This is a genomic window from Nonomuraea roseoviolacea subsp. carminata (assembly GCF_024172185.1).
Lineage (GTDB): Bacteria > Actinomycetota > Actinomycetes > Streptosporangiales > Streptosporangiaceae > Nonomuraea > Nonomuraea roseoviolacea.
The window spans coordinates 768,228-791,066 of the sequence record NZ_JAMZEC010000001.1 but is presented as its reverse complement, the minus strand read 5'-3'; the positions used below and the strand labels follow the sequence as shown (position 1 = coordinate 791,066).

Below are 22,839 nucleotides of genomic sequence, written 5' to 3'. Positions count from 1 at the left end.
GCGATGGCTCGTCTCACAGCTCTGGCCGGCGGCGCCGCCGTGGCGCTCGTGGCGCTGTTCCTCCCGCTGTCCCTCCCCCTGTCTCTCTCCCCGTACGGCGTGCTCCCGGCCGCCGCGCACGAGCACCCCAGCGGCATCACCGACCTCGTCACCCCCGCCGTGGTCCGCGTCGAGGCCACCGCGCACATCGACATCACGCTCCTGGACCACATCCGCGACCTCGTCCACGTGGAACGGTCCTACAAGGTGCCCATCGGCGTCGGCACCGGCGTCGTGGTCAACCCCGAGGGCGGCATCGTCACGCTCACCCGCGTGGTCAAGAGCGAGCAGGACCTCGCCGTCCACGCGGCCAACAAGATCTTCGCCGAGCACCACGGCGTGAAGATCCCGGCCGACTTCGAGCGGCACAAGCTCAAGGACGAGGTGCTCGACCGCCACCTCCAGCAGTGCTACCCGCCGCTGACCTCCAAGGCGACCTGCATCTACAACATCAGGACCGACATCACGGTCTTCCCGAACGTCTCACCGGCCGACCCCAAGGGCCTCAAGGCGGACCTGGTCAAGGCCGGACCGGGCCCGGACACGCCGGCCGTGCTCCAGACGTCCAGCCGGGTCGTCGGCGGCGTCGGCCTGCCCACCGCCCCCCTCGCCGACCGGGTGCCCGAGTCGGCCGGCTCGCCCACCAACGTGGCCGGCTTCCTCGGCCGGCCCGGCCCCACCGTGCAGACCACGGTCGAGATCGCCCACCTGGGCAAGGGCGGCGGCGCGGGCGAGAACGGCCGGCCGTTCGCCGACCCCGACAAGAAGGTGGACGAGCCCGTGAAGCTGGCCGGCCTCGCCGACCGCGGCCTGCGCGGCGCGCCCGTCATCGGCGACAAGGACGGCCACGTCGTCGGCATGCTCATCGGCGGCGGCCGGGCGGCCCGGATGATCGGCATCCGGGAGGTCACCTCGGCGCTGACCAAGGCCGGCGTCGCCCCGCGCAGGGGCGCGATCGACTCGGCGTTCGAGGCGGCGCTGACCCGCTACCACACGAAGTACTACACCGAGGCGGCCCCCGGCTTCCAGCGCGTGCTGGAGCTCTACCCCGGCAACGTGGTGGCCGCCACGCTGCTCAAGGACTCCCTGGCCAAGCGGGGCGGCCCCGAGGACCGCGGCGTCCGGCCCGTCCCCGTGCCCGCCCGCTCCGCCACGCCGATGTGGCCGTTCGCCGTGGCCGCCGGGGTGCTGTTCCTGGCCGCGGCGACCGGGGCGGTCCTGCTGTGGCGGCGCCGGCGCGGCCCCGAGCCCAAGCCCGAGCCGCCGCCACTGGTCGCCGTGCCCCCGCAGCCGCTGGACGAGGGCGCCAACCAGACCGTGGTCGTCCGCCGCTCCCAGCCGTTCGCGGTGATCCCGCAGCAGAAGCAGGTGCTGACCGCGCAGGAGCAGGCCGTGAAGTTCTGCACCGCCTGCGGGATGCGGCTGGGGGCCGCGCACCGGTTCTGCGGCTACTGCGGTCACCCCATCGAGACGTGATGCCGGTGAACGAACGCTCCCTCATCGGCCAGGAGGTGGCCGGCTACTACATCGAGGACATCGTCGGCAAGGGCGGCATGGCGGTCGTCTACCTCGCCCTGGACCCGAGGCTGAGCCGCCGGGTCGCGCTCAAGATCCTCAACCCGGTGCTGAGCGTGGACGACCGCTTCCGCCAGCGGTTCATCCTGGAGTCCAGGACGGTCGCCAGCATCGAGCACCCCAACATCATCCCCATCTACGAGGCCAACGCCGACGCCGACGGCGTGCTCTACATCTCGATGCGCTACGTCGACGGCCTCGACCTGCGCCGCCTCATCTACGACCGGGGGCCGCTGCCGCTCGCCCAGGCCAACCAGATCTTCACCCAGGTGGCCGCGGCGCTCGACGCCGCCCACGCCCACGACCTGATCCACCGCGACGTCAAGCCGGCCAACATCCTGCTGGCCGGCGACCACGTCTACCTGACCGACTTCGGCATCACCAAGCACCGCACGTCGATCTCCGGGCTGACCCAGACCGACCAGTTCATCGGCACTCCCCGCTACATGTCGCCCGAGCAGATCAACAAGGAGCACATCGACGGCCGCTGCGACCAGTACGCGCTGGCCTGCGTCGTCTACGAGGGGCTGTCGGGGCGGCTGCCGTTCCAGCGCGACAACGACATCGCGCTGCTGTGGGCGCACCTGGCCGAGCAGCCCACGCCGCTGTCGCAGATGCGCCCCGAGCTGCCGCCCGAGGTGGACGCCGTGATGGAGCGGGCGCTGGCCAAGTCACCCGAGCAGCGCTACCCGACCTGTGGCGCGTTCGTGGCCGCGCTGCGCGACGCGATGAGCGGCCACCTGGAGGACCGGCCGCTCGCCGCCCCCCTCCCGGTGCGGCCCCGGCGCCCGGCCGCCGGGCGCGGCGGGACCGGCCGGCCGGGCCGGTTGCCGATCATCGCGGCCACGCTCACGGCGGCCGTCGCGGCGCTCGTGCTCGTCGTGCTGCTCGTGCTGAGCCAGCGGGGCGAGTCCTGGGCCCGCTACCAGCCCACCACGGCCGCGCCGGTCGGCTTCGAGTACCCGGCCGGCTGGACCGTGCGCACCCACGAGGACCTGTTCGCCCTGGTCTCGCCGCGCGCGCCGGAGTTCGAGTCGATGTTCGTCTCCGGGGCCGGCGCGGACTGGACGCCGGTGGTCCCGGTCATCACCGACGACCCCGAGAACGCGACCGGCGTGTACGTCCAGGTCTCCGACACCCTCAGCACCACGGCCACGGACACGCAGATGAAGGCCATGCTCGAAGGGCTGCTGCCCGGCAGGATCGACGTGAGCGGCCCGGTCACCGAGCAGGCGGGCACCAGCCCCGCCACCCGCTACTCGGGGTCGCTGACCGACCGCGACAGCGGCGCCCGGCTCGGCTTCGTCGGCTACGTCGTGGACCGCAAGCCCAAGCCGATGCTCCTGCTCTACTTCTGCGCCCGCAACACCTGCGACGACGCGGTGCAGGCGCGCGTGCGCCAGAGCGTGCGCCTCCAGTGACGCCCTTGTCCGACTTGTGATCTTGTAAGCCACTTGTACGCGGCTTGACCTGGGTGTCCAATCCGCCGGTGGCCGTCTAGTCTCCGCGTGTGAGCATACGCATCGTCATCGCGGACGACCAGGCGATGATCAGAGCCGGCCTCCGCATGATCCTGGAGGCCGAACCGGGCATGGACGTGGTGGGCGAGGCCGCCGACGGGCGCGAGGCCGTCGCCGTGGCCCGGCGCACCCGTCCCGACATCGTCCTGATGGACATCTCCATGCCCCGCCTCGACGGGCTGTCGGCGACGAGGGAGCTGCTCGACGCGCCGTCCCCGCCCAAGGTCATCACGCTGACCACCTTCGACAGCGACGAGAACCTGTACGCCGCGCTGCAGGCCGGCACCAGCGGCTTCCTGCTGAAGGTGTCGCCGCCCGAGCAGCTCCTGGAGGCCATCCGGGTGGTCCACGCCGGTGACGCGCTGCTCGATCCCGCGGTGACCAGCCGGGTGATCGCCTCCTTCGCCGGCCGCCGGGATCCGACGCCCTCGCCCCGGCTGGCCGAGCTGACCCCGCGCGAGCTGGAGGTGCTGCGGCTGCTGGCGCGCGGCATCACCAACGCCGAGATCGCCAAGGAGCTGTTCGTCGGCGAGGCCACGGTCAAGACCCATGTGGCGCGGGTGCTCATGAAGCTGGATCTGCGCGACCGGGCGCAGGCGGTCGTCTTCGCGTACGAGTCGGGGGTGGTGCGGCCGGGAGCCGCGTGAAGCGGGGCGGGGAGGATCTCAGCATCCGGAAGCCTTTTGTGAGGATTGCGGGGCCTGTGTGTATATTTTCCGTTTGGAAGCGGGAGTAACAGGAGATCTTTCATGCAGGCTTTCCCCAGAGTGCTGTTCGACGAGGCCCACAACGAGTCGTGGACCATCCGCCGTGACGTGGCCGAGGCCATCAACCCCGCCCACCCCGACGACAGCAGCTATGCCCGCGCGGCCGACCTGCTGCGGCACCTGGGACACACGGTGGCCGCCCACACCGACGGCCCGCTGACGGATGGAGCGCTCCAGGACCAGGACGTCCTGGTCATCGCCCACCCGGCGGACGAGCGCTGGGAGCGCACCACCGGCCTCGGCGCCCCGATCTTCACCGAGGCCGAGCTCGACGCCGTGCGCGACTTCGTCGCCGGCGGCGGCGGGCTCGTCGTGCTCGCCGAGGAGGAGCAGGACAAGTACGGCAGCAACCTGGCCGACCTGCTCGCCCGCTTCGGCGTCGGCGTCCGCCACACCACCGTGCGCGACCCCGGGCACGCCCACCGGGGCGTCGCCACCTGGGTCGTCGCCGAGCCCGCCACCGGCGCCGGGCTGCTCGCCGGCGTGAAGCACGCCTGCTTCTACCGCTCCGGCGTCCTCACCGCCGGGCAGGACGCCACCGTCCTGTTCGCCACCTCGCCGCAGGCCGCCCCCGCCGGCGAGCCCCTCGCCGTCGCCCTCGCCTACGGCCAGGGCCGGGTGGTCGTCTTCGCCGACTCCGACCTGTTCGGCGACGACTCCCTCGACGACCACGACCACCGGCGGCTCTGGGGCAACGTCGTCACCTGGGCGGCCCGCGTCCCCGCCGGCGCCGCCTCGCAGGCCGGCCGCGACGAGGCCAAGGCCGCGCTGTTCGCCCAGCTCAAGGCCGCCGTCGAGGAGCTGCGCCCCCTCCAGGTGAAGGACGGCTCGGTGCCGGAGGACAAGGAGCGGGCCAAGGAGCTGGTCGGCGTCATCGCCGCCCGCGTGGCCGAGCTCGCCCCGCACTTCCCGCACGACGCCGCCTACCTCCAGGCCGTCCAGGAGGACCTGGCCGCCTGGGCCCGCCAGGACCTCGGCGTGCCGGACTTCCTCGCCTCGCTGGAGCTCTTCCACCCCGACACCCAGCGCGTCGACGGGCTGGAGCACCTGGTGGTGTTCCCGATGTACACCCAGAACGGCAACCCCAACCGCAACCTCGAAGCGGTCTGGCTGCGCACCATCTGGCCCGGCTGGCTGGCCGAGCTGGAGGCCGGCGGCTACGACAACCCGATGTTCGTGCCCATCGCGTTCGAGGACTTCACCTCCGGCTACGACACCCACTCGGCCGTGCTCTTCCCCGAGACCGTCGCCGTGCGGCAGGCGCCGGCCCGCTTCACCTGGGGCGGCATCTTCGCCGACCGCGAGGCCGCCCGCTTCCGCCGGGTGTCGGGCGCGGCGACCGAGACGCTCCGGCTCGACCTGCCGCCGGACGCCGCCCGGCTGCTGGCCTCCCAGCAGCTCGCCCAGGACACCTTCGTGCTGTGGGACCTCATCCACGACCGCACCCACAGCCACGGCGACCTGCCGTTCGACCCGTTCATGATCAAGCAGCGCATGCCGTACTGGCTGTACTCGCTGGAGGAGCTGCGCTGCGACCTGACCGCGTTCGGCGAGGCGGTCAAGCTGGAGGCGCGCGGTGTGCCGCACGCCCGCTACGTGCAGCACGCCATCCTGTTCGACCGGCTCTTCCGCTTCCCGATCACCGGCGAGCGGGTGCGCAACTACGACGGGCTCGGCGGCCAGCTCCTGTTCGCCTACCTGCACCGCAACGACATCGTCCGCTGGACCGACAACCGGCTCAGCATCGACTGGGAGCGGGTCGCCGACGGCGTCGCCGACCTGCGCGGCGAGGTCGAGAAGCTCTACCGCGACAGCATCGACCGCTCCAAGCTGGCCCACTGGCTGGCGGCCTACGAGCTGGTCACCGCCTACGTCGAGCCGCACCCGGCCTCCACCTGGGCCAAGGGCGTCGAGGCGCTGCCCGAGGAGCAGAAGGCCAAGGTGGACGCGGTGCTGTCCGACGAGTTCCCCCTGAGCATGTTCTACGAGGCGCTGCGCCGTAAGCTGGCCGACGTGGTCGAGTCGACGAAGGGGATCCGGGGATGATCATCGTGGTGACCGGGGCCGCGGGTCCCACCGGCCAGGCCGTCGCCGACCACTTCCGCGCCGGCGGGCACACCGTCATCGGCGTCGACCGCGACGACGTCGACCTGCTCGACCGCGAGGCGGTCCAGGCGTTCGCGGCGCGCGTGGAGAAGGAGCACGGCGTCGTCGACGGCGTCGTCCACCTCGTCGGCGGCTGGCGCGGCTCCAAGAGCTTCGCCGAGACCAGCCTCGACGACTGGGACACCCTGCACGACCTGCTCATCCGCACGCTCCAGCACGTGTCGCTGGCCTTCGAGCCGCTGCTGCGCAGGAGCGGCAACGGCCGCTTCGTCATCGTCTCGGCCCAGGCGGCGCAGCGGCCCACGGCCGGCGGCGCCGCCTACGCCGCCGCCAAGGCCGCCGCCGAGGCGTGGACCCTCTCCCTGGCCGACGCGCTGCGCGACACCGGCTCCGCGGCCGTCATCCTCGTCATCAAGGCGCTGGTCAACGACGCCATGCGCGCGGCCAAGCCCGAGGCGCGCTTCGCCGGGTTCACCGACGTGCGCGACCTCGCCCAGGCCGTCGGCGGGCTCTACGACCGGCCCGCCGCCGAGATCAACGGAACCCGACAGGACCTCACGACGTGACAGCACTGCACGACCCCTCGCTCAAGGGCTTCGCCAGCGACAACTACGCCGGCGTCCACCCGGAGATCCTCCAGGCCATCGCCGAGGCCAACGGCGGCCACCAGATCTCCTACGGCGACGACGTCTACACCGAGGCGCTGGCCGAGGTCTTCCGCCGGCACTTCGGCGAGACGGCGCAGGCGTGGCCGGTGTTCAACGGCACCGCGGCCAACGTCGTCTCGCTGCGCTCCATGCTCGCCCCCTGGGAGGCGGTCGTGTGCGCGGAGACGGCCCACATCCACACCGACGAGGGCGGCGCCCCGGAGGTGGCGGGCGGCATCAAGCTGTTCACCGTGCCCACCCCCGACGGCAAGCTCACGCCCGAGCTGATCGACCGGCAGGCGTGGGGCTTCGGCGACGTCCACCGCGCCCAGCCGCGCGTGGTGTCCATCTCCAACACCACCGAGCTGGGCACCGTCTACACGCCGGAGGAGATCGCCGCGATCTGCTCCCACGCCCACGAGCTCGGCATGCTCGTCCACCTCGACGGCTCGCGCCTGACCAACGCCGCCGCCGCGCTCGACGTGCCCATGCGGGCGCTGACCACCGACGCGGGCGTGGACGTGCTCTCGTTCGGCGGCACCAAGATCGGCATGCTGTACGGCGAGGCGGTCGTGGTGCTCAACCCGCGGGCGGCCCGCGGCGTCGACTACCTGCGCAAGACGTTCATGCAGCTGTCGTCGAAGATGCGCTTCGTCTCCGCCCAGTTCCTGGCGCTGCTGTCGGACGACCTGTGGCTGCGCAACGCCCGCCAGGCCAACGCCATGGGCCGGCGGCTGGCCGAGGCGGTGCGCGACCTGCCGGGCGTGGAGGTGCCGCGGCCCGTCGAGGCCAACGCCGTCTTCGCGATCCTGCCGCCCGACGTCACCGAGCGCATGCAGAAGCGCTTCCGCTTCTACACCTGGAACCCGGCGACGGGCGAGGTGCGCTGGATGTGCGCCTTCGACACCACGGAGGCCGATGTGGACGCCTTCGCCGCGGCCCTCGCCGAGGAGCTCGGCGCGAGCTAGCCGGATCGCCCGCGGCCCGCGGCTCCCGGCCCGGACGGGCGGAGCCGCGGGCCGCGGTGCGTTCCCCGGCCTCGTCTCACCCCTGCCAGGCGCGGCGGAAGCTCGCGCGCGCCCGGTGCAGGCGGGACTTCACCGTGCCGGAGGGGACCCGCAGCAGCCGCGCCGCGGCCTCCTCCGGCAGCCCTTCCAGGTCGCGCAGCACCAGCACCGCCCGATGCTCCGGCGGCAGGCGTTCCAGCACGTCGCGGATGTCCACGGCGCGCTCGACGTCCTGCGGCGACGGCAGCCCGTCGAGCTCCGCCGGGCTGGAGCGGCCGTCGCGCCGGGCGATCCGGACGGCCTCGCGCACGGCTATCGCCCGGGCCCAGCCGTGCAGGGCCTCGGGCTCGCGCAGGTCCGGCAGGTGCCGGAAGATCGCGATCAGGGCCTCCTGGACGGCGTCGGGCCCGCTGTCCAGCGCGATCGGGCCGCAGATCCGGCCCAGGTACGGCGTCAGCTCGGTGAGCAGGTCGTTCATGGCCATCGTGTCGCCCCGCTGGGCGGCGAGCACCAGCCCGGGCGTCACACCGGCCTCCCGGCGACCCGGGCGGCGAGCCGGGCCAGCGCCCGGTCCCCGGCCGCCCGCACCCCCCACGGCACCAGCGCGGCCCGGCCCGGGACGCGGACCCCGCCCGTCTGCGCGACCAGGGTCCCCTCCGGCACCGCCGTCGCGGCCAGGCCCACGAGCAGAAATCGGCTCTGCATCCAGCACCAGCCCGGCCGCAGGTCCACGTCGAACCGGGCACGCATGCCGTACCGGCTGCGGGCCCTGGCCACGAGGCGGCCGTCCGGGCGGGCGGAGTCGAGGGTGAGACGCCGCATGTCGGGCTCGAAGGTGCCGAACTCCTTCTCCAGGTCGCCCGCCACGGCCCAGACCGCCGCGAAGGGGGCGGGGATGACGCGCTCGGCGACGTACGCCCCGGGGATGGCGGCGGCGAGCGCGCGCAGCCGTCGTACGGGGTCCAGGTCGGCAACAGGCCAGCTCATGTCCATCCAGAGGCGGGGAAGGCGCGAAAGGTTCCATGGAACCATCGGGCGGTTCGCCGACTCCTGCCGGGTATGAACACTTCACGCCTCGGCACCCTGACCGCCGCCGTCCTCCTCACCGACGCCGCCGCGCACCTGTACTGGCTGACCGGCCGCACCTGGCCCGCCCACGACGTCAGGTCGCTCTCGCTGGCGGTGCTGAACCTGGAGGTGCCCTTCACCCCGCGCGTCCTGGTGCCGCTCGCGGCCGTGCTCACCACCGGGGCCGTGGCGGTCCTCGCGCGCTCCCGCGGCCGGGGCGGGCTGCCCGCGCGGCTGGTCACCGGCGCCGTGGCCGCCGGGACGCTGGTACGGGCGGCGGCCGGGCTGGTCTGGATCCTCGGGATCGGCGCGGACACGGCGACCCCGTTCTACTGGCTGAACCTGATCGTGTACACGCCGCTCTGCGCGGCCATGGCCACGGCGGCCGGCCTCCTCACGCTCCGGCCCCTCGCCCCCGCCGCCCGGCCGCCGCACCCGACGGGCCCGGCCGCCACGCTGTCGCGGACGGCCGGACGCGCGGCCCGCCCGTGAGGGGGCTAGTTCGTACGTAGGGCGAGGCGGGCGGCCTGCCAGCCGCCCATGCCGTGGGTGCCGGCGCCCGGAGGCGTCGCCGCCGAGCACAGGAACACCCCGGGCAGCGGCGTGCGCCACGGCGCGGGCGACCAGACCGGCCGCCGGGCGAACTGGACCACGCTCGCCAGCCCGCCGCCGATGTCGCCGCCCACCAGGTTGGCGTCGAACGCCTCCAGCGCCGCCGGCCCCATCGCGTGCCGGGCCAGCACCCGGTCGCGGAAGCCGGGGGCGTACCGCTCGATCTGCGCCTCGATCGCGGCCGTCATGTCCACCGGCGACCCGTGGGGCACGTGGCAGTAGGCCCACAGCGTGTGCCCGCCGCGCGTGGGGTCGGCCGCGTACGGCTGGACGAGCAGCACGTACGGGCGGGGCGAGTGGCGTCCGCGCGCCATCTCCGCCTCGCTGAGCGCGATCTCCTCCAGCGTGCCGCCCAGGTGGACGGTGCCGGCCGAGGCGACGGCCGGGTCGCGCCACGGCACCGGCCCGTCGAGCGCCCAGTCGACCTTGAACACCCCCGGCCCGTAGCGGTAGCGCCGCAGCCGCCGCCGGTAGGCCGGGGGGAGGTCGGCCATCTCCAGGAACTGCCGGGGCGTCACGTCCAGCACGACGATGTCGGCCTCCAGCTCACTCAGGTGGCGTACCCGGTGCCCGGTGACCGCCTGCCCGCCCAGCTCGCGCAGCCGCGCCACCAGCGCGTCGGCCAGCACCTGGGACCCGCCCCTGACCAGCGGCCAGCCGACCAGGTGCGCCAGCGTGCCGAGCATGAGGCCGTACGCGCCGCTGAGTGGGGCGCGCAGGTCGAGCATCGAGTGCGCGGCCAGCCCCGCGAACGCCGCCCGCGCCTCGGGGGTGCGGAACACGCGCCGGGCGAACGCCGTGGCCGGCGCCAGGCCGGCCAGCCCGAACGCGGCCGCCGACGCGAACGCCCGGGGGCTCCCGCTCCACGGCCCGAGCGGCTTCAGCAGCAGGTCGGTGAGCGGCAGCCCCGCGCGGGCCGCCGCCCCCACGCTCGCCCGCCACGCCGCGCCGTCCGCCCCCAGCCCTTCGGCGGTGCGGCGGACGTCGCGGTGGACCAGCACCGCCGGCCGGTCGTCCAGGGGGTGGGCGACGGCCACGGGCGGGTGCGCGAACTGCACCAGGCGCTCCACGCCCAGCTCCCGGAACGCGGGCGAGGCCAGGGCCAGCGCCATGACCGTCGCCCCGACGTCGTGGACCCGGCCCGGCAGCGTCAGCTCCTCCGAGCGCAGCCCGCCGCCGAACCGCTCGGCGGCCTCCAGCAGCACCACCTCGCGTCCGGCCGCGGCCAGCGCGACGGCCGCGACGAGCCCGTTCGGACCCGATCCGACGACCACCGCCCGCCCGCTCACCGCGAGCCGCTCCCCGGCAGGGACGCTCGTGGGCCGCTCCCCGGCAGAGGCGTTCGGGACGGGAGCGTGCGCCTCCCGTCCGGGACCCGTTGAGGCGTGCGCGGGCGGCCCGGGCGTGGGGTCACTTGAGGATCGTGGGCAGGGGCTGCGCGCCGCGGGCCTTGAGCAGGTCGGTCATGAGCTTGATCTCGCTGGACTGACCCTTGACGATCTTGTCTGCCATGTTGGCGACCTCCTCCCGGTCGGACAGCCGCAGCAGCCCCTGGGCCATCTGCACGCCGCCCTCGTGATGGCGGATCATGAGCTGGAGGAACAGCACCTCGGCCTGCGTGCCCCTGAGCGTCTTGAGCTTCGCCAGTTCCTCGGGGGTCGCCATGCCCGGCATCACGCCCGGCGTCGCGGCCGGGCCGCCGCCGTGGCCGTGGCCGTTCATCCAGGCCATGGGAGGCCGGTCGGTGGCCTGGTCGAGGCCCCACTGCTGGAGCCAGCCGATGAACATGCCGCGCTGGTTGGACTGGCCGGTGATGATGTCGTAGGCCAGGTTGCGGATCTCGCGCGACTGGCTCTCGTCCCTGATCGTGAAGGACATGTCGACGGCCTGCGCGTGGTGGGCGGCCATGTCGCGGGCGAACCCGGCCTCGGGGGAGGCGTCGGCGGGCGTGCCGCCCCGGCCGAACACGAGGAAGAGCGCCGCCGCGGCGACGATCAGGACGGCGAGGCCGGCGAGCAGCGTGCCGCGCTGGGAGCTGGTGGGCCTCGCCGGGGACTCGGGCGCCTCCGGCACTTCGGGCCCTGCTGGGGATTCGGGGTTGTCCATGGCGTGTCCAGCGTACCCACCCGGGGCACCGGACCCTCTGCTTTCACCGGTGATCTACGGCTTAGAACGGCCTTATTCTCCCCATACGATTTCAGGGCATAGGGTGACCCGAGTTGGCACGCCGATGGAGGACCGATGAAGGAGAAGGCGCAGGCGCGGCGCGAGCATCTGCAGAAGATGCGCGCCGAGCAGAAGCGCAAGGAGCGGCGCGCGGCGTTCCTGATGTGGGGCGCGGGTGGCCTGGTCGTCCTGCTGCTGGTCGGCGGGGTCGGCTTCTACCTGGTCAAGCAGACCCGCGAGACCTCGCTCGACGCGGTCTCCAACTACTCCTACGAGGCGGGCCAGCACGTGTGGACCCCGGTGTCGTACAAGGAGACCCCGCCCGTCGGCGGCCAGCACAACAACTACTGGCAGGCGTGCGACATCTACTCCAAGCCCATCCACAACGAGCACGCCGTCCACTCGATGGAGCACGGCGCCGTGTGGATCACCTACCGGCCGGACCTGCCCAAGCAGCAGGTGGACGCGCTGCGCGCCGTGGCCACCAGCACCGGCCAGCAGGACTTCATGCTGATGAGCCCCTACCCCAACCTGCCTTCGCCGATCGTGGTCTCCTCCTGGGGGCACCAGCTCAAGCTCGACAAGCCGGACGACCCGAAGCTCCCGGCGTTCATCAAGAAGTTCCAGAACGGCAAGGACACCCCCGAGCTGGGCACCACCTGCGGCGGCCCGGACGCGATCACCACGACCGCCGACCAGGCGCCGCTGCCGCCGGAGCCGAAGGGCAACCAGCAGCAGCCGATGGAGACCCTGGCCCCGACCGCCAGCCCCACCCAGAGCAAGTAGCGCTCATCGACCGCAGCGAGTAGCGGTCATCAGGCCGTGAGCGGGCCGCCGCGCCATGTCGGCAGCGGCCGCTCGCCCACGGCCACCTCGTAGGCGGCCCGCGCCAGCAGCCGGGTCGAGTCGAGCGTCGGCAGCGGCGCGACGTCCGGGGTCACCAGCAGCGGGATCTCCGTGCACACCAGCGCCACGGCGTCGCAGCCGCGCGCGGCCAGCCGCTCGATGACCCGGACGTACTCCCGCCGGGAGGCGTCCGTGAAGACGCCGTTGACCAGCTCCTCGAAGATGATCCGGTTCACCGTCTCGCGGTCGGCGGGCTCGGGGACCTCGGCGGCGATGCCCCGCGCGGCCAGCGCCCGCGGGTAGACGGGGCCGTCCATGGTGTAGCGCGTGCCGAGCACGCCGACGCGCCGCCGTCCCTCGGCCGCCGCCCGGTCCGCGACCACCTCCGCGATGTGCAGGCCGGGCAGCGCCAAGTCGGCGCCCGGGTGTTCGAGGGCGAGGTGGGCGGTGTTGTCCGGGCAGGCGAAGAAGGCGGCCCCGGCCCGCTCCAGCCGGTCCACGCTCACGGCCAGGGTGCGCCGCACGGCCACGTGGTCGCCGGAGTCCCAGGCCGGCATGCTGCGGCCCAGGGCGATGTAGTCGAGCGTCACGTCGGGGTGCTCGTTGCGGCCGGTGCGGCGGAAGCCCTCCTGGCAGTAGTCCAGGAAGCAGAGCGCCGCGCCCTCCGTGCTGTGCGCGAGGATGCCGAGGTGGGGCATGGGGTTTCCCTTCCGGTGTTCGGTGTACCGAACGGCTGTATCGTCAGAGTGGACCAGCGCTGTGGTGTTCGTCAAACCGAACGACTGTCCAGGAGAGTGAACGCCTTGGGAAACAGCCCCGCCGGTGAGCCGGGTCTCATCGCGGTGATCGCCGCCGCGCTGCGCCGCGAGCGCGAGCGCGCCGGCATGTCCCTGAGCGAGCTGGCCAAGCGGGCCGGCGTCGCCAAGTCCACGCTGTCCCAGATCGAGTCGGGCGCGGGCAACCCCGGCGTCGAGACGCTCTGGGCGCTGGCCACGGCGCTCGGCGTGCCGTTCAGCCGGCTCGTCGACCCGCCGCGGCCCGCCACGCGCGTCCTGCGGGCGGGGGAGGGGCCCGCCGCTCACTCGGAGGTCGCCGGCTACACGGCCGCCCTGCTGGCCTCCAGCCCCCCGAACGCCCGCCGCGACCTGTACCGGGTCACGGCCCGGCCCGGCGAGCCGCGCCTGTCCGCGCCGCACGCGCCGGGCACGGTCGAGCACGTCGTCCTGGCCTCCGGCCGGGCGCTGGCCGGCCCCGCGGAGGAGCCGGTCGAGCTGCGGCCGGGCGACTACGTGACCTACCCCGGCGACGTGCCGCACATCTTCGACGCCCTCGCCGCCGACACCAGCGCGGTCTTCGTCATGGAGCACATCTGACGGCCGCGCCCCGTCAGGGAGTGCTAGGGCGTGTTTTGTGGATCAGGAGGTGGGTTCAACCTCCTGATTCGCCGATTCGGGCAGCGCGATGAGCTCGGGTGTGGCTCGATGGGTACATGGTCCGTCGCCATGAGTTAACCGATGCCGCGTGGGAACGTATCGCGCCGCTACTGCCGGCCCACCCAGGACGAGGTGGCCGGTGGCGGGATCACCGTCAAGTGCTCAACGGCATCGTGTGGAAGATCCGCACCGGTGCCGACTGGCGGGACATCCCCGAACGGTATGGCCCTTGGCAGACGATCTATCAGCGGTTCCGTCGCTGGTCAGCGGATGGGACGTGGCAGCGGCTGCTGGAGCATGTCCAGGCTCACGAGGATGCGGCAGGAGCGGTGGACTGGTCGGCCGTCTGCGTCGACTCGACCATTGTCCGGGCCCACCAGCACGCCGCGGGCGCCCGTAAAGGGGGAACCCGGCAAGGACGAACCATCACGTTGGGGATCAAGGCGGACAGGCGCTCGGGCGCTCGCGCGGCGGACTGACCACCAAACTCCACCTGGCCACCGACGGACGCGGCCTGCCGCTGGCGTTCGTTCTCACCGGCGGCAACATCAACGACTGCACCGAGTTCACCCGTGTGATGGCAGCCGTTCGCGTCCCTCGGCTCGGCCTTGGCCGTCCCCGCACCCGGCCTCAGCACGTCATCGCTGACAAGGGCTACAGCTCCCGGGCCATCCGTACCTATCTGCGCCGGCGGGGTATCAGCGCGACCATCCCTGAACGCGTCGACCAGCTGGCTGGGCGAGCTCATCGAGGGCACCGGCGCTGCGCGTTCGACCCTGCCCGTTACAAACGTCGCAACGTCGTCGAACGCTGTTTCAACCGGCTCAAGCAGTTCAGAGGCATCGCCACCCGCTACGACAAGCTCGCCGTTCACTACCAGGCAGCTGTCACCATCGCCTGCCTGCTGCTATGGCTTGCATGAGATCCACAAAACAGGCCCTAGGCCGCGCGGCCCAGGACGTCCTCGGGGGCCGTCCACTCCAGGCCGTGCGCCTCGGCCACCGGGCGGCTCACCAGATGACCCTCGTGGGTGCTCAGGCCCCGCCCCAGCACCGGGTCCAGGTGCATGGCGCGCCGCCAGCCCAGGTCGGCGATCGCCAGCGCGTACGGCAGCGTGACGTTCGTCAGCGCGTACGTCGAGGTGTGCGGCACGGCCCCCGGCATGTTGGCCACGCAGTAGAACACCGAGTCGTGGACCTGGTAGGTCGGCTCGGCGTGCGTGGTCGGCCGGGAGTCCTCGAAGCAGCCGCCCTGGTCGATGGAGACGTCCACCAGCACCGAGCCGGGCTTCATGCGGCTGACCAGCTCGTTGGTCACCAGCTTGGGCGCCCGCGCGCCCGGCACCAGCACGGCGCCGATGACCAGGTCCGCCTCCAGGACCGCGCGCTCGATCTCCAGCGTGTTGGAGGCGATCGTCTGGCAGTGGCCCTGGTAGATGAGGTCCGCCTGGCGCAGCTTGTCGATGTTGCGGTCGAGCAGCACGACTTCGGCCTGCATGCCGAGGGCGATGGCCGCCGCGTTCATGCCGGACACCCCGGCGCCGATGACCACGACGTTCGCCGCGCGCACGCCGGAGACGCCGCCCATGAGCACGCCGCGCCCGCCGCCGGAGCGCATCAGGTGATACGCGCCCACCTGCGGGGCGAGCCGGCCCGCCACCTCCGACATGGGCGCGAGCAGCGGCAGCGCGCCGTTGTCGGACTGCACGGTCTCGTACGCGACCCCGGTGACCCCGGAGTCGAGCATCGCCGTGGTGCAGGGCCGGGAGGCCGCCAGGTGCAGGTACGTGAACAGCACCTGCCCCTTGCGCATCCGGTGGTACTCCTCGGCCACCGGTTCCTTCACCTTGAGCACCAGGTCGCCCTCGGCCCAGACCTCGTCCGCCGTGTCCAGGATCACGGCCCCCGCCGACTCGAAGTAGACGTCCGGGATGGACGAGCCGACGCCCGCATCCCTCTCGACGAAGACCTGGTGCCCGTTGCGCACCAGTTCGTGGACGCCTGCCGGAGTGAGCGCGACGCGGTACTCGTTGTCCTTGACCTCGCGGGGAACGCCGACCTTCATGACTCGCCCTCGTTTCGTCAGCCGGACAGAATCGCCGCCATCTCCTCCTTATTCCTCGAAAAGCCGCCTTATCCCAGGACAACGTAGGGAATCTCGCTCTGATTACCTGGGTGCCGCTCCTCCTCGCTAAGCTCACCGGCAGCCCGTACGTCAGGGATGGGGTCGCCAAGGATGGACAAGCCGGAGGAACCGCCACCAGCGGTCCCGGGGGAGCCGCAGGCCAGCCGGCTCACCACCATCGTGTTGATCGTCTCGCTCGTCCTGGTCGTGGTGATCGCGGGCGTGCTCGGCACCGTGGCCGTCCTCATGACGCGCAGCCCCGACGCGCCGCTGCTCGGCGGCGTCCCGCCCCAGCGGCTGCGCACGCCCATCCACTTCGCCCCGATCCGCGAGCAGAAGCCCGCGCCGTGCCCCGGCGCCGAGGCCGCCCTCGACGACCGGCAGACCACCTGCTACCTCCTGGAGGACGGCGTCACGGTGGAGGCCGTGCAGCGGATCGAGCCCGTGCGCGAGAAGGACGGCACCTACTCCGTGCGCGTGGCGATCGCGCCGAAGTTCAAGGACAAGGTGGTCGAGCTCATCGACGAGATGGCGGCCACCGAGCGGCAGATCGCCGTCGTGCTGCTGCCCCGCACGGTCGTCGCCGCGCCCGTCGTCACGCAGACCATGAACGGCGACAGCCTGAGCATCGCCGGCTACACCAGGCAGGAGGCCGAGGCCCTGGTCGCCCGCCTGCTCGGCGGCCCGCCCGCGACCGGCCAGCCGGGCACGGACCAGCCGGGAGCGGGCCGGCCGACGCCCGGCGCGACCGACCCTGCCGCCACGAACCCGGCCGCCACCAACCCGGGCGTCACGGACCCCGGCGCCACGAACCCGGGCACCCGGAGCACCCCGGGCACCGGCGTCACCGACCCGTTCGCGACCCATCCCACCACCGGCCCCGCCACCGGTCCCGCCACCACCCCCGGCGGCACGAACACCGCGACCGGCGGCCGGCGCACCCCCGACCGGAAGTTCGCCAGCTGCAAGGAGGCCGTGGCCGCCGGCTTCGGCCCCTACACCAGGGGCCGCCACGAGGAGTACACCTGGTACACCGACGTGGACGGCAACGGCGTCGCCTGCAACAGCGCCGACATCCGCTAGCCGGCCCACCCCTCCAGGGCGTCGATCGCGTAGTACGCCAGGAAGATCACCGACACCACCCACAGCAGCCACGGGATCTGCGCGAACTTCCCCCGCGCCGCCTTGATCAGCGTGTACGAGACGACGCCCGCGCCCACCCCGTTCGTGATCGAGTACGTGAACGGCATCATCGCGATCGTCAGGAACGCCGGGATGGCCAGCTCCAGGTCCTCCCACGGCACGTTCCGGCTCTGCGTCATCATCAGCGCCCCGACCAGCACCAGCGCCGGGGCCGCCGCCGCGGCGGGCACCACTCCCGCGAGCGGTGTGAACAGCAGGGTGAGCCCCATCAGCGCGCCGGTCACGACGGCGGCCAGGCCGGTCCGCGCGCCGTCGCCCACGCCGGCCGCCGACTCGACGAACACCGTGTTGGCCGACGCGCTGGTCGCCCCGCCGATCACGCCGGCGACCCCGTCGACCGTGAGGATCCGCCCCAGCCTCGGCACGCGGCCCTGCTCGTCCACCAGCCCGGCCTCGTCGGCGACGCCGATGATCGTGCCCATCGCGTCGAAGAAGCCCGACAGCACCAGCGTGAAGAGCACCACGGATGCCGTCAGCACCCCCGCCCGGGCGAAGCCGCCGAACACGTCCACCTGGCCCACCAGCCCGAAGTCGGGTGGCGCGACCAGCCGCTCGGGCACGCGCGGCTGCACCACGCCCCACGAGCGGGGGTCCACGCGGGCCGTCGCGTCCACGATCACGGCCAGGACCGCGGTGACGATGATGCTGATGAGGATCGCCCCCGGCAGCCGTCGCACGTACAGGACGATCATCAGCAGCAGGCCGAAGGAGAACAGCGTGACCGGCCAGCCCGTGAGGTGGCCGGTCGAGCCGAGCTGCACCGGCGTCCCCGACCCGCGGGTCACGAACCCCGCGTCGACCAGCCCGATCAGCGCGATGAACATCCCGATCCCGACGCTGATCGCGTGCTTGAGGGCGAGCGGGATGGCGTTCATGATGATCGTGCGCAGGCCCGTGACGGCCAGCACGATGATGACCACCCCTTCGAGCACGACCAGCCCCATGGCCTGCGCCCAGGTCATGTACGGGGCGGCCTGGTAGGCCACCACCGCGTTCAGCCCGAGACCGGCCGCCAGCCCGAACGGCGCGTTGCCCACGAACGCCATCAGCAGCGTGCTGACCGCCGCCGCCAGCGCGGTGGCGGTGGTGAGCTGGGCGATCGTGAGCCGCGCGCCGGTCACGTCATGGGCGCCGGCCAGGATGATCGGGTTGAGCAGGACGATGTAGGCCATCGCCATGAAGGTCGTGATCCCGCCGCGCACCTCGCGCGCGACGGTCGTCTCCCGCGCCTTCAGCTCGAAGACCCTGTCGAGCACGGACATCCCCCCTCGCGGTCAGGGGGACTGCCGGTGCCCTACCCGGCGAGAGAGGCGATCATGCCTTCTCGCGGCGGCCGCCGCCCACGATGGTCGTCGCGGCCGCCACCCGCGGTGGTCAGGCCTTCTCGTGCCTGCCGCCGCCCACCAGGGCGACGAACTCCTCCAGCCCGATCCGGCCGTCGCCGTCGCTGTCGGCCGCCGCGATGAACGCCTCGACCTCCTCGTCGGTGACGCCCTGGCCGCCCAGCGCCTGGTTGACCTGCCGGATCTCGGCCGCCGTCAGCAGGCCGTCGCCGTCGGCGTCGAACCGCTCGAACTCCGCCTTGGCCGCTTCGCGCGCGTCAGCCATCGCATACCTCCCCGTCGCGGGCCCGGCCGGCGCGGCGAGTGATCGCCGCAGGTCCGGGCCCTTCAGCGGACCGCGTCATCGGACCGGTCCCAGAACAAGGCGATATCTTCGGGTCTGATGGGAACACGCGTCAACTCGCGTCCCGTCGCCGCCCGCACCGCCGCCGCGATGGCGGGCGTGGACGACAGCGTCGGCGGCTCGCCCGCGCCGCGCAGCCCGTACGGCGCCGCCGGGTCCGGGTTCTCCAGGACGCGCAGCCGCATGGGCGGCATGTCGAGGATCGTGGGGATCAGGTAGTCGGTGAACGACGGGTTCAGCACCCGGCCGTCGCGCACCTGGATCTCCTCCATCAGCGCCAGCCCGAGGCCCTGCGCCGAGCCGCCGTGGATCTGCCCCTCCAGCGCCGAAGGGTTGAGGATCCGGCCGACGTCCTGCACGGCCGCCAGCTCCACCACCTTGACCAGGCCCAGCTCCACGTCCACGTCCACCACGGCTCGGTGGACGCACAGCGCTAGCTGCGTGTGCGAGTCGCCCTGCCCTGTCTCGGGGTGCATCGGGTACGTCGGGCGGTGCCGGTACTCGCGCGTCTCCTCGACGGGCCCGAACTTCTCCAGCGCCTCGCGCGCCGGCAGCCCCTCGAAGCGGGCCCGTACGGCCTCGCAGGCGGCCTTGACCGCGCCGCCCGTCACGTACGACTGGCGCGAGGCCGACGACGACCCCGCCGAGCCCACGGTGGTGTCGGCCGTCGCCACGGTCACGTGCTCGACGCCCAGCTCGGTGCGCGCGATCTGCGCCTGGATCGTCACCAGGCCCTGGCCGACCTCGGCCGCCGCGGTGTGCACGGTCACGTGCGGCTCGCCGCCGACCAGCTCGGCCCGCACCCGGGCCGTGGAGTAGTCGTCGAAGCCCTCGGAGAAGCAGATGTTCTTGATGCCGACGCCGTAGCCGACGCCCCGCCGTACCGACTCGCCGTGGGTGGTCTGCGACACCCCGCCCGGCAGCCCCCGCAGGTCCGAGCCGGAACGCTCCATCGGCATGGGCATCGCCTCCAGCTCGCGCAGCATCGCGGCCAGCGGCGCCGGCGAGTCGATCACCTGGCCGGTGATGAGCGACGAGCCCTGGGAGATCGCGTTGCGCACGCGGATCTCCACCGGCGACAGCCCGCACGCCTCGGCCAGCCGGTCCATCTGCGACTCGTACGCGTAGCACGCCTGCACGGCGCCGAACCCGCGCATCGCCCCGCACGGTGGGTTGTTGGTGTAGACGCCGGTCGCGTCGATCCGCACGTTGGGCACCTCGTACGGCCCGACCCCCAGCGAGGCGGCGTTGCCCACGACGGCGGGGGAGGAGGAGCAGTAGGCGCCGCCGTCGAGCAGGATGTCGGCCTTGACGTAGACGAGCCGGCCGTCGCGGGTGGCGCCGTGCTCGTAGCGCATGCGGGCCGGATGCCGGTGGACGTGGCCGAAGAACGACTCCTCCCGCCCGTACACGATCTTGACAGGACGGTCCAGCCGCAGCGCCAGCATGCAGGCGTGGACCTGCATGGACAGGTCCTCGCGGGCCCCGAACGCGCCGCCCACTCCTGACAGCGTCAGCCGCACCTTCTCCGGCGGCAGGCCCAGGCAGGGGGCGAGCTGGTCGCGGTCCACGTGCAGCCACTGCGTGGCGATGTACAGGTCGACGCCGCCGTCCTCGGCCGGCACCGCGAGCCCCGACTCCGGGCCGAGGAACGCCTGGTCCTGCATGCCGACCTCGTACTCGCCGGTGACCACCACCTCCGCCTCGAAGGTGTCGCCCACCCGCACCGGCTGGTGGCGCACGACGTCACGCGACTCGCGCGGGTCCGTCACCGCCGGCCGCACCTCGTAGTCCACGACGATCGCCGCCGCGGCCCGCCGCGCCGTCTCGGGATGGTCGGCGGCCACCAGCGCGACCGGCTCGCCCTGGTAACGCACCTGGTCGACGGCCAGCACCGGCTGGTCCTTGACGTCGAGACCGTAGAACTTCTCGCCGGGCACGTCCTCGTGGGTGAGCGCGGCGAGCACCCCGGGCATCGCGAGGGCCGGACCGAGGTCGATCGAGCGGATCCACGCCGACGGGTGCGGGCTGCGCAGCGTCACGCCCCACACCATGCCGTCGAGCCACAGGTCGGAGGCGTAGGCGAACTCGCCCGTCACCTTGAGCGTCGCGTCGGGGCGCGGAGCGCTCGCGCCGACGCCCCACGCCGCGGCGCGGGTCCCGGTGCTGGTCTCGGTCATCCTTCGAGTAGAGCACCGCCGCCGCAGCCCTCCAATGCGCGGCGAGTGAAATCCGGGTCCGCACTCGACCTGCGGACTTGTATATTCCTCCAAGTGCGCATCAGTGAGCTGCTGGCGGTGGGGAGGCTGCGGCTCGGGCTGCTCACGGGCGACCCGGACACCGAGTTCCGCGGCGTCCACATCACCGACCTGCCCGACCCCGGCCGCTACCTGTCGGGCGGCGAGCTGGTGCTGACCGGGCTCATGTGGCGGCACGGACCCGCCGACTCGGCGCCCTTCGTCGCGGCGCTCGCGCGGGCCGGGGTGGCGGCGCTCGGCGCCGGTCTGGCCCGGCTCGGCCATGTCCCCGGTGACCTGGTCGCGGCCTGCGCCGAGGCGGGCCTGCCGCTGCTGGAGGTGCCCACGGAGGTGTCGTTCGGCGCGCTCGCCGAGCTGGCGGCCTCCCGCCCGGCCGGGGAGCTCCGGGACGCGCGCGACGCCCGCGACGCCCGCGACGCGCTCGGCCGCCACCGCAGGCTCGTCGCCGCCGTCGCCGAGGGCGCCGGGCTGACCGAGCTGTTCGCGCTCACCGCCGCCGAGCTGGGCGTCACCGGTGCCGTCGTCTCCGCCTGCGGCCAGGTGGTCGCCGGGCACGCGGACGACCCGGTGGGTCTGGCCCGCGCCTACCTCACCGCGCCCGCGCTGCCCTGCCGCTCCGGCGCTCACACGCTGTTCGCCGTGGGGCCGGGCGGGACCGGCCACGGCCGGCGGGCGGCGGGCTGGGTCCTCGCCTGCGACGGCGACCTGATGGAGCGGACCGACCTGGGTCACGAGCTGGCCGCCTGCGTCACGCTCGAACGCAACCGGACGGAGGAGGGCCGCCGGGTCGAGCGGCGGCTGGCCGGGCAGCTCGTCGCGGCCGCCCTCACCGAGCCCGACCCGGCCGTCGTCGCCGCCCGGCTGCGCACCTGCGGCATCGGCGACGGCGAGCCGTACGCGGTGGTCAGCGCCACCCTGCCCCGGCGGACCCGGCACGGCGACGCCCCCGGGAGCGGCCCCGGCCCCGCGACGCTCGGCGGGCTGGCGCTGGAGGAGCTGCTGGGTCGCGAGGTCGTGGCGGCGGTGGGCACGGACGGCGCGGCGGCGGTGACGGGGCCGGACCGCGCGGCGACGGTGACGGGGCCGGACCGCGCGGCGGCGGCGACGCCCCTGGAGCGCGCCGCGGCGGCGACGCCGCCGGACCGGGCGGGGGCGGTGGCGGGGCTGGACGGCGCGGTGGCGGTGGTGCCGCTGGCCGGCGCGAGCGTCGGGGAGCTGGCCGAGCGGCTGCGGCGGGGAGCGGAGGTGCTGGCGGCGCTGCCCGACGGGCGGCTGCGCGTCGGGCTCAGCGGCGAGCTGACCGGGGCCGCGGCCCTGCGGGGCGGCATCGAGGAGGCCGGTCACGCCAGGCGGCTGGCGGAGGCCCGCTCGGGCGGCGTCGTGACCAGCGACGAGATCTACACGCACGCGCTGCTGCTGGCCACGGTGCCCGGGGACGTACGGCGCTCGTTCGCGCACCGGCTGCTCGGGCCGATCGTCGCTTACGACCGCCGGCATCAGTCGGAGCTGGTGCGGACGCTCGCCACGTTCCTCGACTGCGCCGGCTCGTGGAACGCCTGCGGGGAGCGGCTGCACGTGCACGTCAACACCGTGCGCTACCGCATCGGGAGGGTGGAGGAGCTCACCGGCCGCGACCTGTCGTCGATGGCCGACCGGGTCGACTTCTTCCTGGCGCTGTGTGCGGGCTGAGCCGGAAGGCCGGTGAGCGAGACCTGTGTCCGGTGCGGTGCCGGACACAGGATCAGCAGCCGGGGGCGCCGAGGGTCAGCAGCACGCGGGAGT

Annotated in this window: 21 protein-coding genes; 12 read left to right on the top strand and 9 right to left on the bottom strand. The window is 73.4% G+C overall.

Going from position 1 to position 22,839, the window contains the following annotated elements; genetic code table 11:
• The first annotated feature begins 3 nt into the window (after positions 1 to 3).
• From HD595_RS03650 to HD595_RS03625, 6 genes are all read left to right on the top strand, one after another.
• Positions 4 to 1,515: a S1C family serine protease gene (locus tag HD595_RS03650; RefSeq protein ID WP_253765560.1), complete on the top strand. Its 1,512-nt coding sequence runs from the start codon at positions 4 to 6 to the stop codon at positions 1,513 to 1,515.
• Positions 1,515 to 3,035 (top strand): serine/threonine protein kinase, encoded by a 1,521-nt coding sequence (locus HD595_RS03645; RefSeq protein WP_253765558.1) that lies wholly within the window; start codon positions 1,515 to 1,517, stop codon positions 3,033 to 3,035. The genes HD595_RS03650 and HD595_RS03645 overlap by 1 nt, the downstream gene beginning before the upstream one ends.
• 89 nt (positions 3,036 to 3,124) lie before the next feature.
• Positions 3,125 to 3,781: a response regulator gene (locus tag HD595_RS03640; RefSeq protein ID WP_175599576.1), complete on the top strand. Its 657-nt coding sequence runs from the start codon at positions 3,125 to 3,127 to the stop codon at positions 3,779 to 3,781.
• A gap of 102 nt (positions 3,782 to 3,883) precedes the next feature.
• The gene (locus HD595_RS03635; protein ID WP_253765557.1) at positions 3,884 to 5,947 is read left to right on the top strand and encodes a DUF6421 family protein; all 2,064 of its coding nucleotides are present in this window, start codon (positions 3,884 to 3,886) and stop codon (positions 5,945 to 5,947) included.
• Positions 5,944 to 6,573: an SDR family NAD(P)-dependent oxidoreductase gene (locus HD595_RS03630; protein WP_253765556.1), complete on the top strand. Its 630-nt coding sequence runs from the start codon at positions 5,944 to 5,946 to the stop codon at positions 6,571 to 6,573. Before HD595_RS03635 ends, HD595_RS03630 begins: the two co-directional genes overlap by 4 nt.
• Positions 6,570 to 7,622 (top strand): threonine aldolase family protein, encoded by a 1,053-nt coding sequence (locus tag HD595_RS03625; RefSeq protein WP_253765555.1) that lies wholly within the window; start codon positions 6,570 to 6,572, stop codon positions 7,620 to 7,622. Before HD595_RS03630 ends, HD595_RS03625 begins: the two co-directional genes overlap by 4 nt.
• Before the next feature lie 76 nt (positions 7,623 to 7,698).
• Here the strand turns inward: HD595_RS03625 and HD595_RS03620 are convergent, their stop codons facing one another.
• Positions 7,699 to 8,187, bottom strand: coding sequence for an RNA polymerase sigma factor (locus HD595_RS03620; RefSeq protein WP_253765554.1), 489 nt, complete (start codon positions 8,185 to 8,187; stop codon positions 7,699 to 7,701).
• Positions 8,184 to 8,648, bottom strand: coding sequence for a hypothetical protein (locus HD595_RS03615; RefSeq protein WP_253765553.1), 465 nt, complete (start codon positions 8,646 to 8,648; stop codon positions 8,184 to 8,186). The genes HD595_RS03620 and HD595_RS03615 overlap by 4 nt, the downstream gene beginning before the upstream one ends.
• Positions 8,649 to 8,720: 72 nt before the next feature.
• Between HD595_RS03615 and HD595_RS03610 the strand changes: the two genes are divergently transcribed.
• Entirely contained in the window at positions 8,721 to 9,221 is a 501-nt protein-coding gene (locus tag HD595_RS03610) for a DUF3995 domain-containing protein (RefSeq protein ID WP_253765552.1), read from the top strand.
• A gap of 5 nt (positions 9,222 to 9,226) precedes the next feature.
• Here the strand turns inward: HD595_RS03610 and HD595_RS03605 are convergent, their stop codons facing one another.
• Positions 9,227 to 10,630, bottom strand: a complete 1,404-nt coding sequence (locus HD595_RS03605; protein ID WP_253765551.1) for a phytoene desaturase family protein — start codon at positions 10,628 to 10,630, stop codon at positions 9,227 to 9,229.
• Between the two features lie 121 nt (positions 10,631 to 10,751).
• Positions 10,752 to 11,447, bottom strand: coding sequence for a DUF305 domain-containing protein (locus HD595_RS03600; RefSeq protein WP_253765550.1), 696 nt, complete (start codon positions 11,445 to 11,447; stop codon positions 10,752 to 10,754).
• Between the two features lie 135 nt (positions 11,448 to 11,582).
• Between HD595_RS03600 and HD595_RS03595 the strand changes: the two genes are divergently transcribed.
• Positions 11,583 to 12,293: a DUF3105 domain-containing protein gene (locus tag HD595_RS03595; protein ID WP_253765549.1), complete on the top strand. Its 711-nt coding sequence runs from the start codon at positions 11,583 to 11,585 to the stop codon at positions 12,291 to 12,293.
• 29 nt (positions 12,294 to 12,322) lie between these two features.
• On the opposite strand, the gene HD595_RS03590 is transcribed toward HD595_RS03595, so the two are convergent.
• Entirely contained in the window at positions 12,323 to 13,051 is a 729-nt protein-coding gene (locus HD595_RS03590; protein ID WP_253765548.1) for an aspartate/glutamate racemase family protein, read from the bottom strand.
• Between the two features lie 96 nt (positions 13,052 to 13,147).
• On the opposite strand from HD595_RS03590, the gene HD595_RS03585 reads away from it, so the two are divergent.
• Together HD595_RS03585 and HD595_RS03580 are read left to right on the top strand one after the other, a co-directional pair.
• A complete protein-coding gene (locus HD595_RS03585; protein ID WP_253765547.1) occupies positions 13,148 to 13,726 on the top strand; it encodes a helix-turn-helix domain-containing protein in 579 nt (192 codons plus the stop codon).
• A 116-nt stretch (positions 13,727 to 13,842) separates the two neighbouring features.
• A protein-coding gene (locus HD595_RS03580; RefSeq protein ID WP_420540749.1) for an IS5 family transposase occupies positions 13,843 to 14,708 on the top strand; the annotation gives its coding sequence in 2 pieces (ribosomal slippage) (positions 13,843 to 14,239 and positions 14,239 to 14,708; 867 coding nt in all).
• Positions 14,709 to 14,725: 17 nt separating this feature from the next.
• On the opposite strand, the gene ald is transcribed toward HD595_RS03580, so the two are convergent.
• Positions 14,726 to 15,850: an alanine dehydrogenase gene (ald, locus tag HD595_RS03575; protein WP_253765546.1), complete on the bottom strand. Its 1,125-nt coding sequence runs from the start codon at positions 15,848 to 15,850 to the stop codon at positions 14,726 to 14,728.
• Between the two features lie 171 nt (positions 15,851 to 16,021).
• On the opposite strand from ald, the gene HD595_RS03570 reads away from it, so the two are divergent.
• Positions 16,022 to 16,993, top strand: coding sequence for an excalibur calcium-binding domain-containing protein (locus HD595_RS03570; RefSeq protein WP_253765545.1), 972 nt, complete (start codon positions 16,022 to 16,024; stop codon positions 16,991 to 16,993).
• Here the strand turns inward: HD595_RS03570 and HD595_RS03565 are convergent.
• The 3 genes from HD595_RS03565 to HD595_RS03555 all read right to left on the bottom strand — a co-directional run bounded on the left by HD595_RS03565 (position 16,990) and on the right by HD595_RS03555 (position 20,979).
• Positions 16,990 to 18,375: an NCS2 family permease gene (locus HD595_RS03565; protein WP_253765544.1), complete on the bottom strand. Its 1,386-nt coding sequence runs from the start codon at positions 18,373 to 18,375 to the stop codon at positions 16,990 to 16,992. The genes HD595_RS03570 and HD595_RS03565 overlap by 4 nt on opposite strands.
• A gap of 112 nt (positions 18,376 to 18,487) precedes the next feature.
• The gene (locus tag HD595_RS03560) at positions 18,488 to 18,721 is read right to left on the bottom strand and encodes an EF-hand domain-containing protein (protein ID WP_175588969.1); all 234 of its coding nucleotides are present in this window, start codon (positions 18,719 to 18,721) and stop codon (positions 18,488 to 18,490) included.
• Between the two features lie 62 nt (positions 18,722 to 18,783).
• A complete protein-coding gene (locus HD595_RS03555; protein ID WP_253765543.1) occupies positions 18,784 to 20,979 on the bottom strand; it encodes a xanthine dehydrogenase family protein molybdopterin-binding subunit in 2,196 nt (731 codons plus the stop codon).
• Between the two features lie 93 nt (positions 20,980 to 21,072).
• On the opposite strand from HD595_RS03555, the gene HD595_RS03550 reads away from it, so the two are divergent.
• The gene (locus tag HD595_RS03550; RefSeq protein WP_253765542.1) at positions 21,073 to 22,746 is read left to right on the top strand and encodes a helix-turn-helix domain-containing protein; all 1,674 of its coding nucleotides are present in this window, start codon (positions 21,073 to 21,075) and stop codon (positions 22,744 to 22,746) included.
• Positions 22,747 to 22,839 lie beyond the last annotated feature (93 nt).

What these genes read in the sequence shown, in the direction of transcription:
- HD595_RS03650 (WP_253765560.1), top strand. Translation starts at nt 4, where the DNA reads ATGGCTCGTCTCACAGCTCTGGCCGGCGGCGCCGCCGTGGCGCTCGTG.
- HD595_RS03645 (WP_253765558.1), top strand. Translation starts at nt 1,515, where the DNA reads ATGCCGGTGAACGAACGCTCCCTCATCGGCCAGGAGGTGGCCGGCTAC.
- HD595_RS03635 (WP_253765557.1), top strand. Translation starts at nt 3,884, where the DNA reads ATGCAGGCTTTCCCCAGAGTGCTGTTCGACGAGGCCCACAACGAGTCG.
- HD595_RS03630 (WP_253765556.1), top strand. Translation starts at nt 5,944, where the DNA reads ATGATCATCGTGGTGACCGGGGCCGCGGGTCCCACCGGCCAGGCCGTC.
- HD595_RS03615 (WP_253765553.1), bottom strand. Translation starts at nt 8,648, where the DNA reads ATGAGCTGGCCTGTTGCCGACCTGGACCCCGTACGACGGCTGCGCGCG.
- HD595_RS03610 (WP_253765552.1), top strand. Translation starts at nt 8,721, where the DNA reads ATGAACACTTCACGCCTCGGCACCCTGACCGCCGCCGTCCTCCTCACC.
- HD595_RS03600 (WP_253765550.1), bottom strand. Translation starts at nt 11,447, where the DNA reads ATGGACAACCCCGAATCCCCAGCAGGGCCCGAAGTGCCGGAGGCGCCC.
- HD595_RS03595 (WP_253765549.1), top strand. Translation starts at nt 11,583, where the DNA reads ATGAAGGAGAAGGCGCAGGCGCGGCGCGAGCATCTGCAGAAGATGCGC.
- HD595_RS03590 (WP_253765548.1), bottom strand. Translation starts at nt 13,051, where the DNA reads ATGCCCCACCTCGGCATCCTCGCGCACAGCACGGAGGGCGCGGCGCTC.
- ald (WP_253765546.1), bottom strand. Translation starts at nt 15,850, where the DNA reads ATGAAGGTCGGCGTTCCCCGCGAGGTCAAGGACAACGAGTACCGCGTC.
- HD595_RS03570 (WP_253765545.1), top strand. Translation starts at nt 16,022, where the DNA reads ATGGACAAGCCGGAGGAACCGCCACCAGCGGTCCCGGGGGAGCCGCAG.
- HD595_RS03565 (WP_253765544.1), bottom strand. Translation starts at nt 18,375, where the DNA reads ATGTCCGTGCTCGACAGGGTCTTCGAGCTGAAGGCGCGGGAGACGACC.
- HD595_RS03560 (WP_175588969.1), bottom strand. Translation starts at nt 18,721, where the DNA reads ATGGCTGACGCGCGCGAAGCGGCCAAGGCGGAGTTCGAGCGGTTCGAC.
- HD595_RS03555 (WP_253765543.1), bottom strand. Translation starts at nt 20,979, where the DNA reads ATGACCGAGACCAGCACCGGGACCCGCGCCGCGGCGTGGGGCGTCGGC.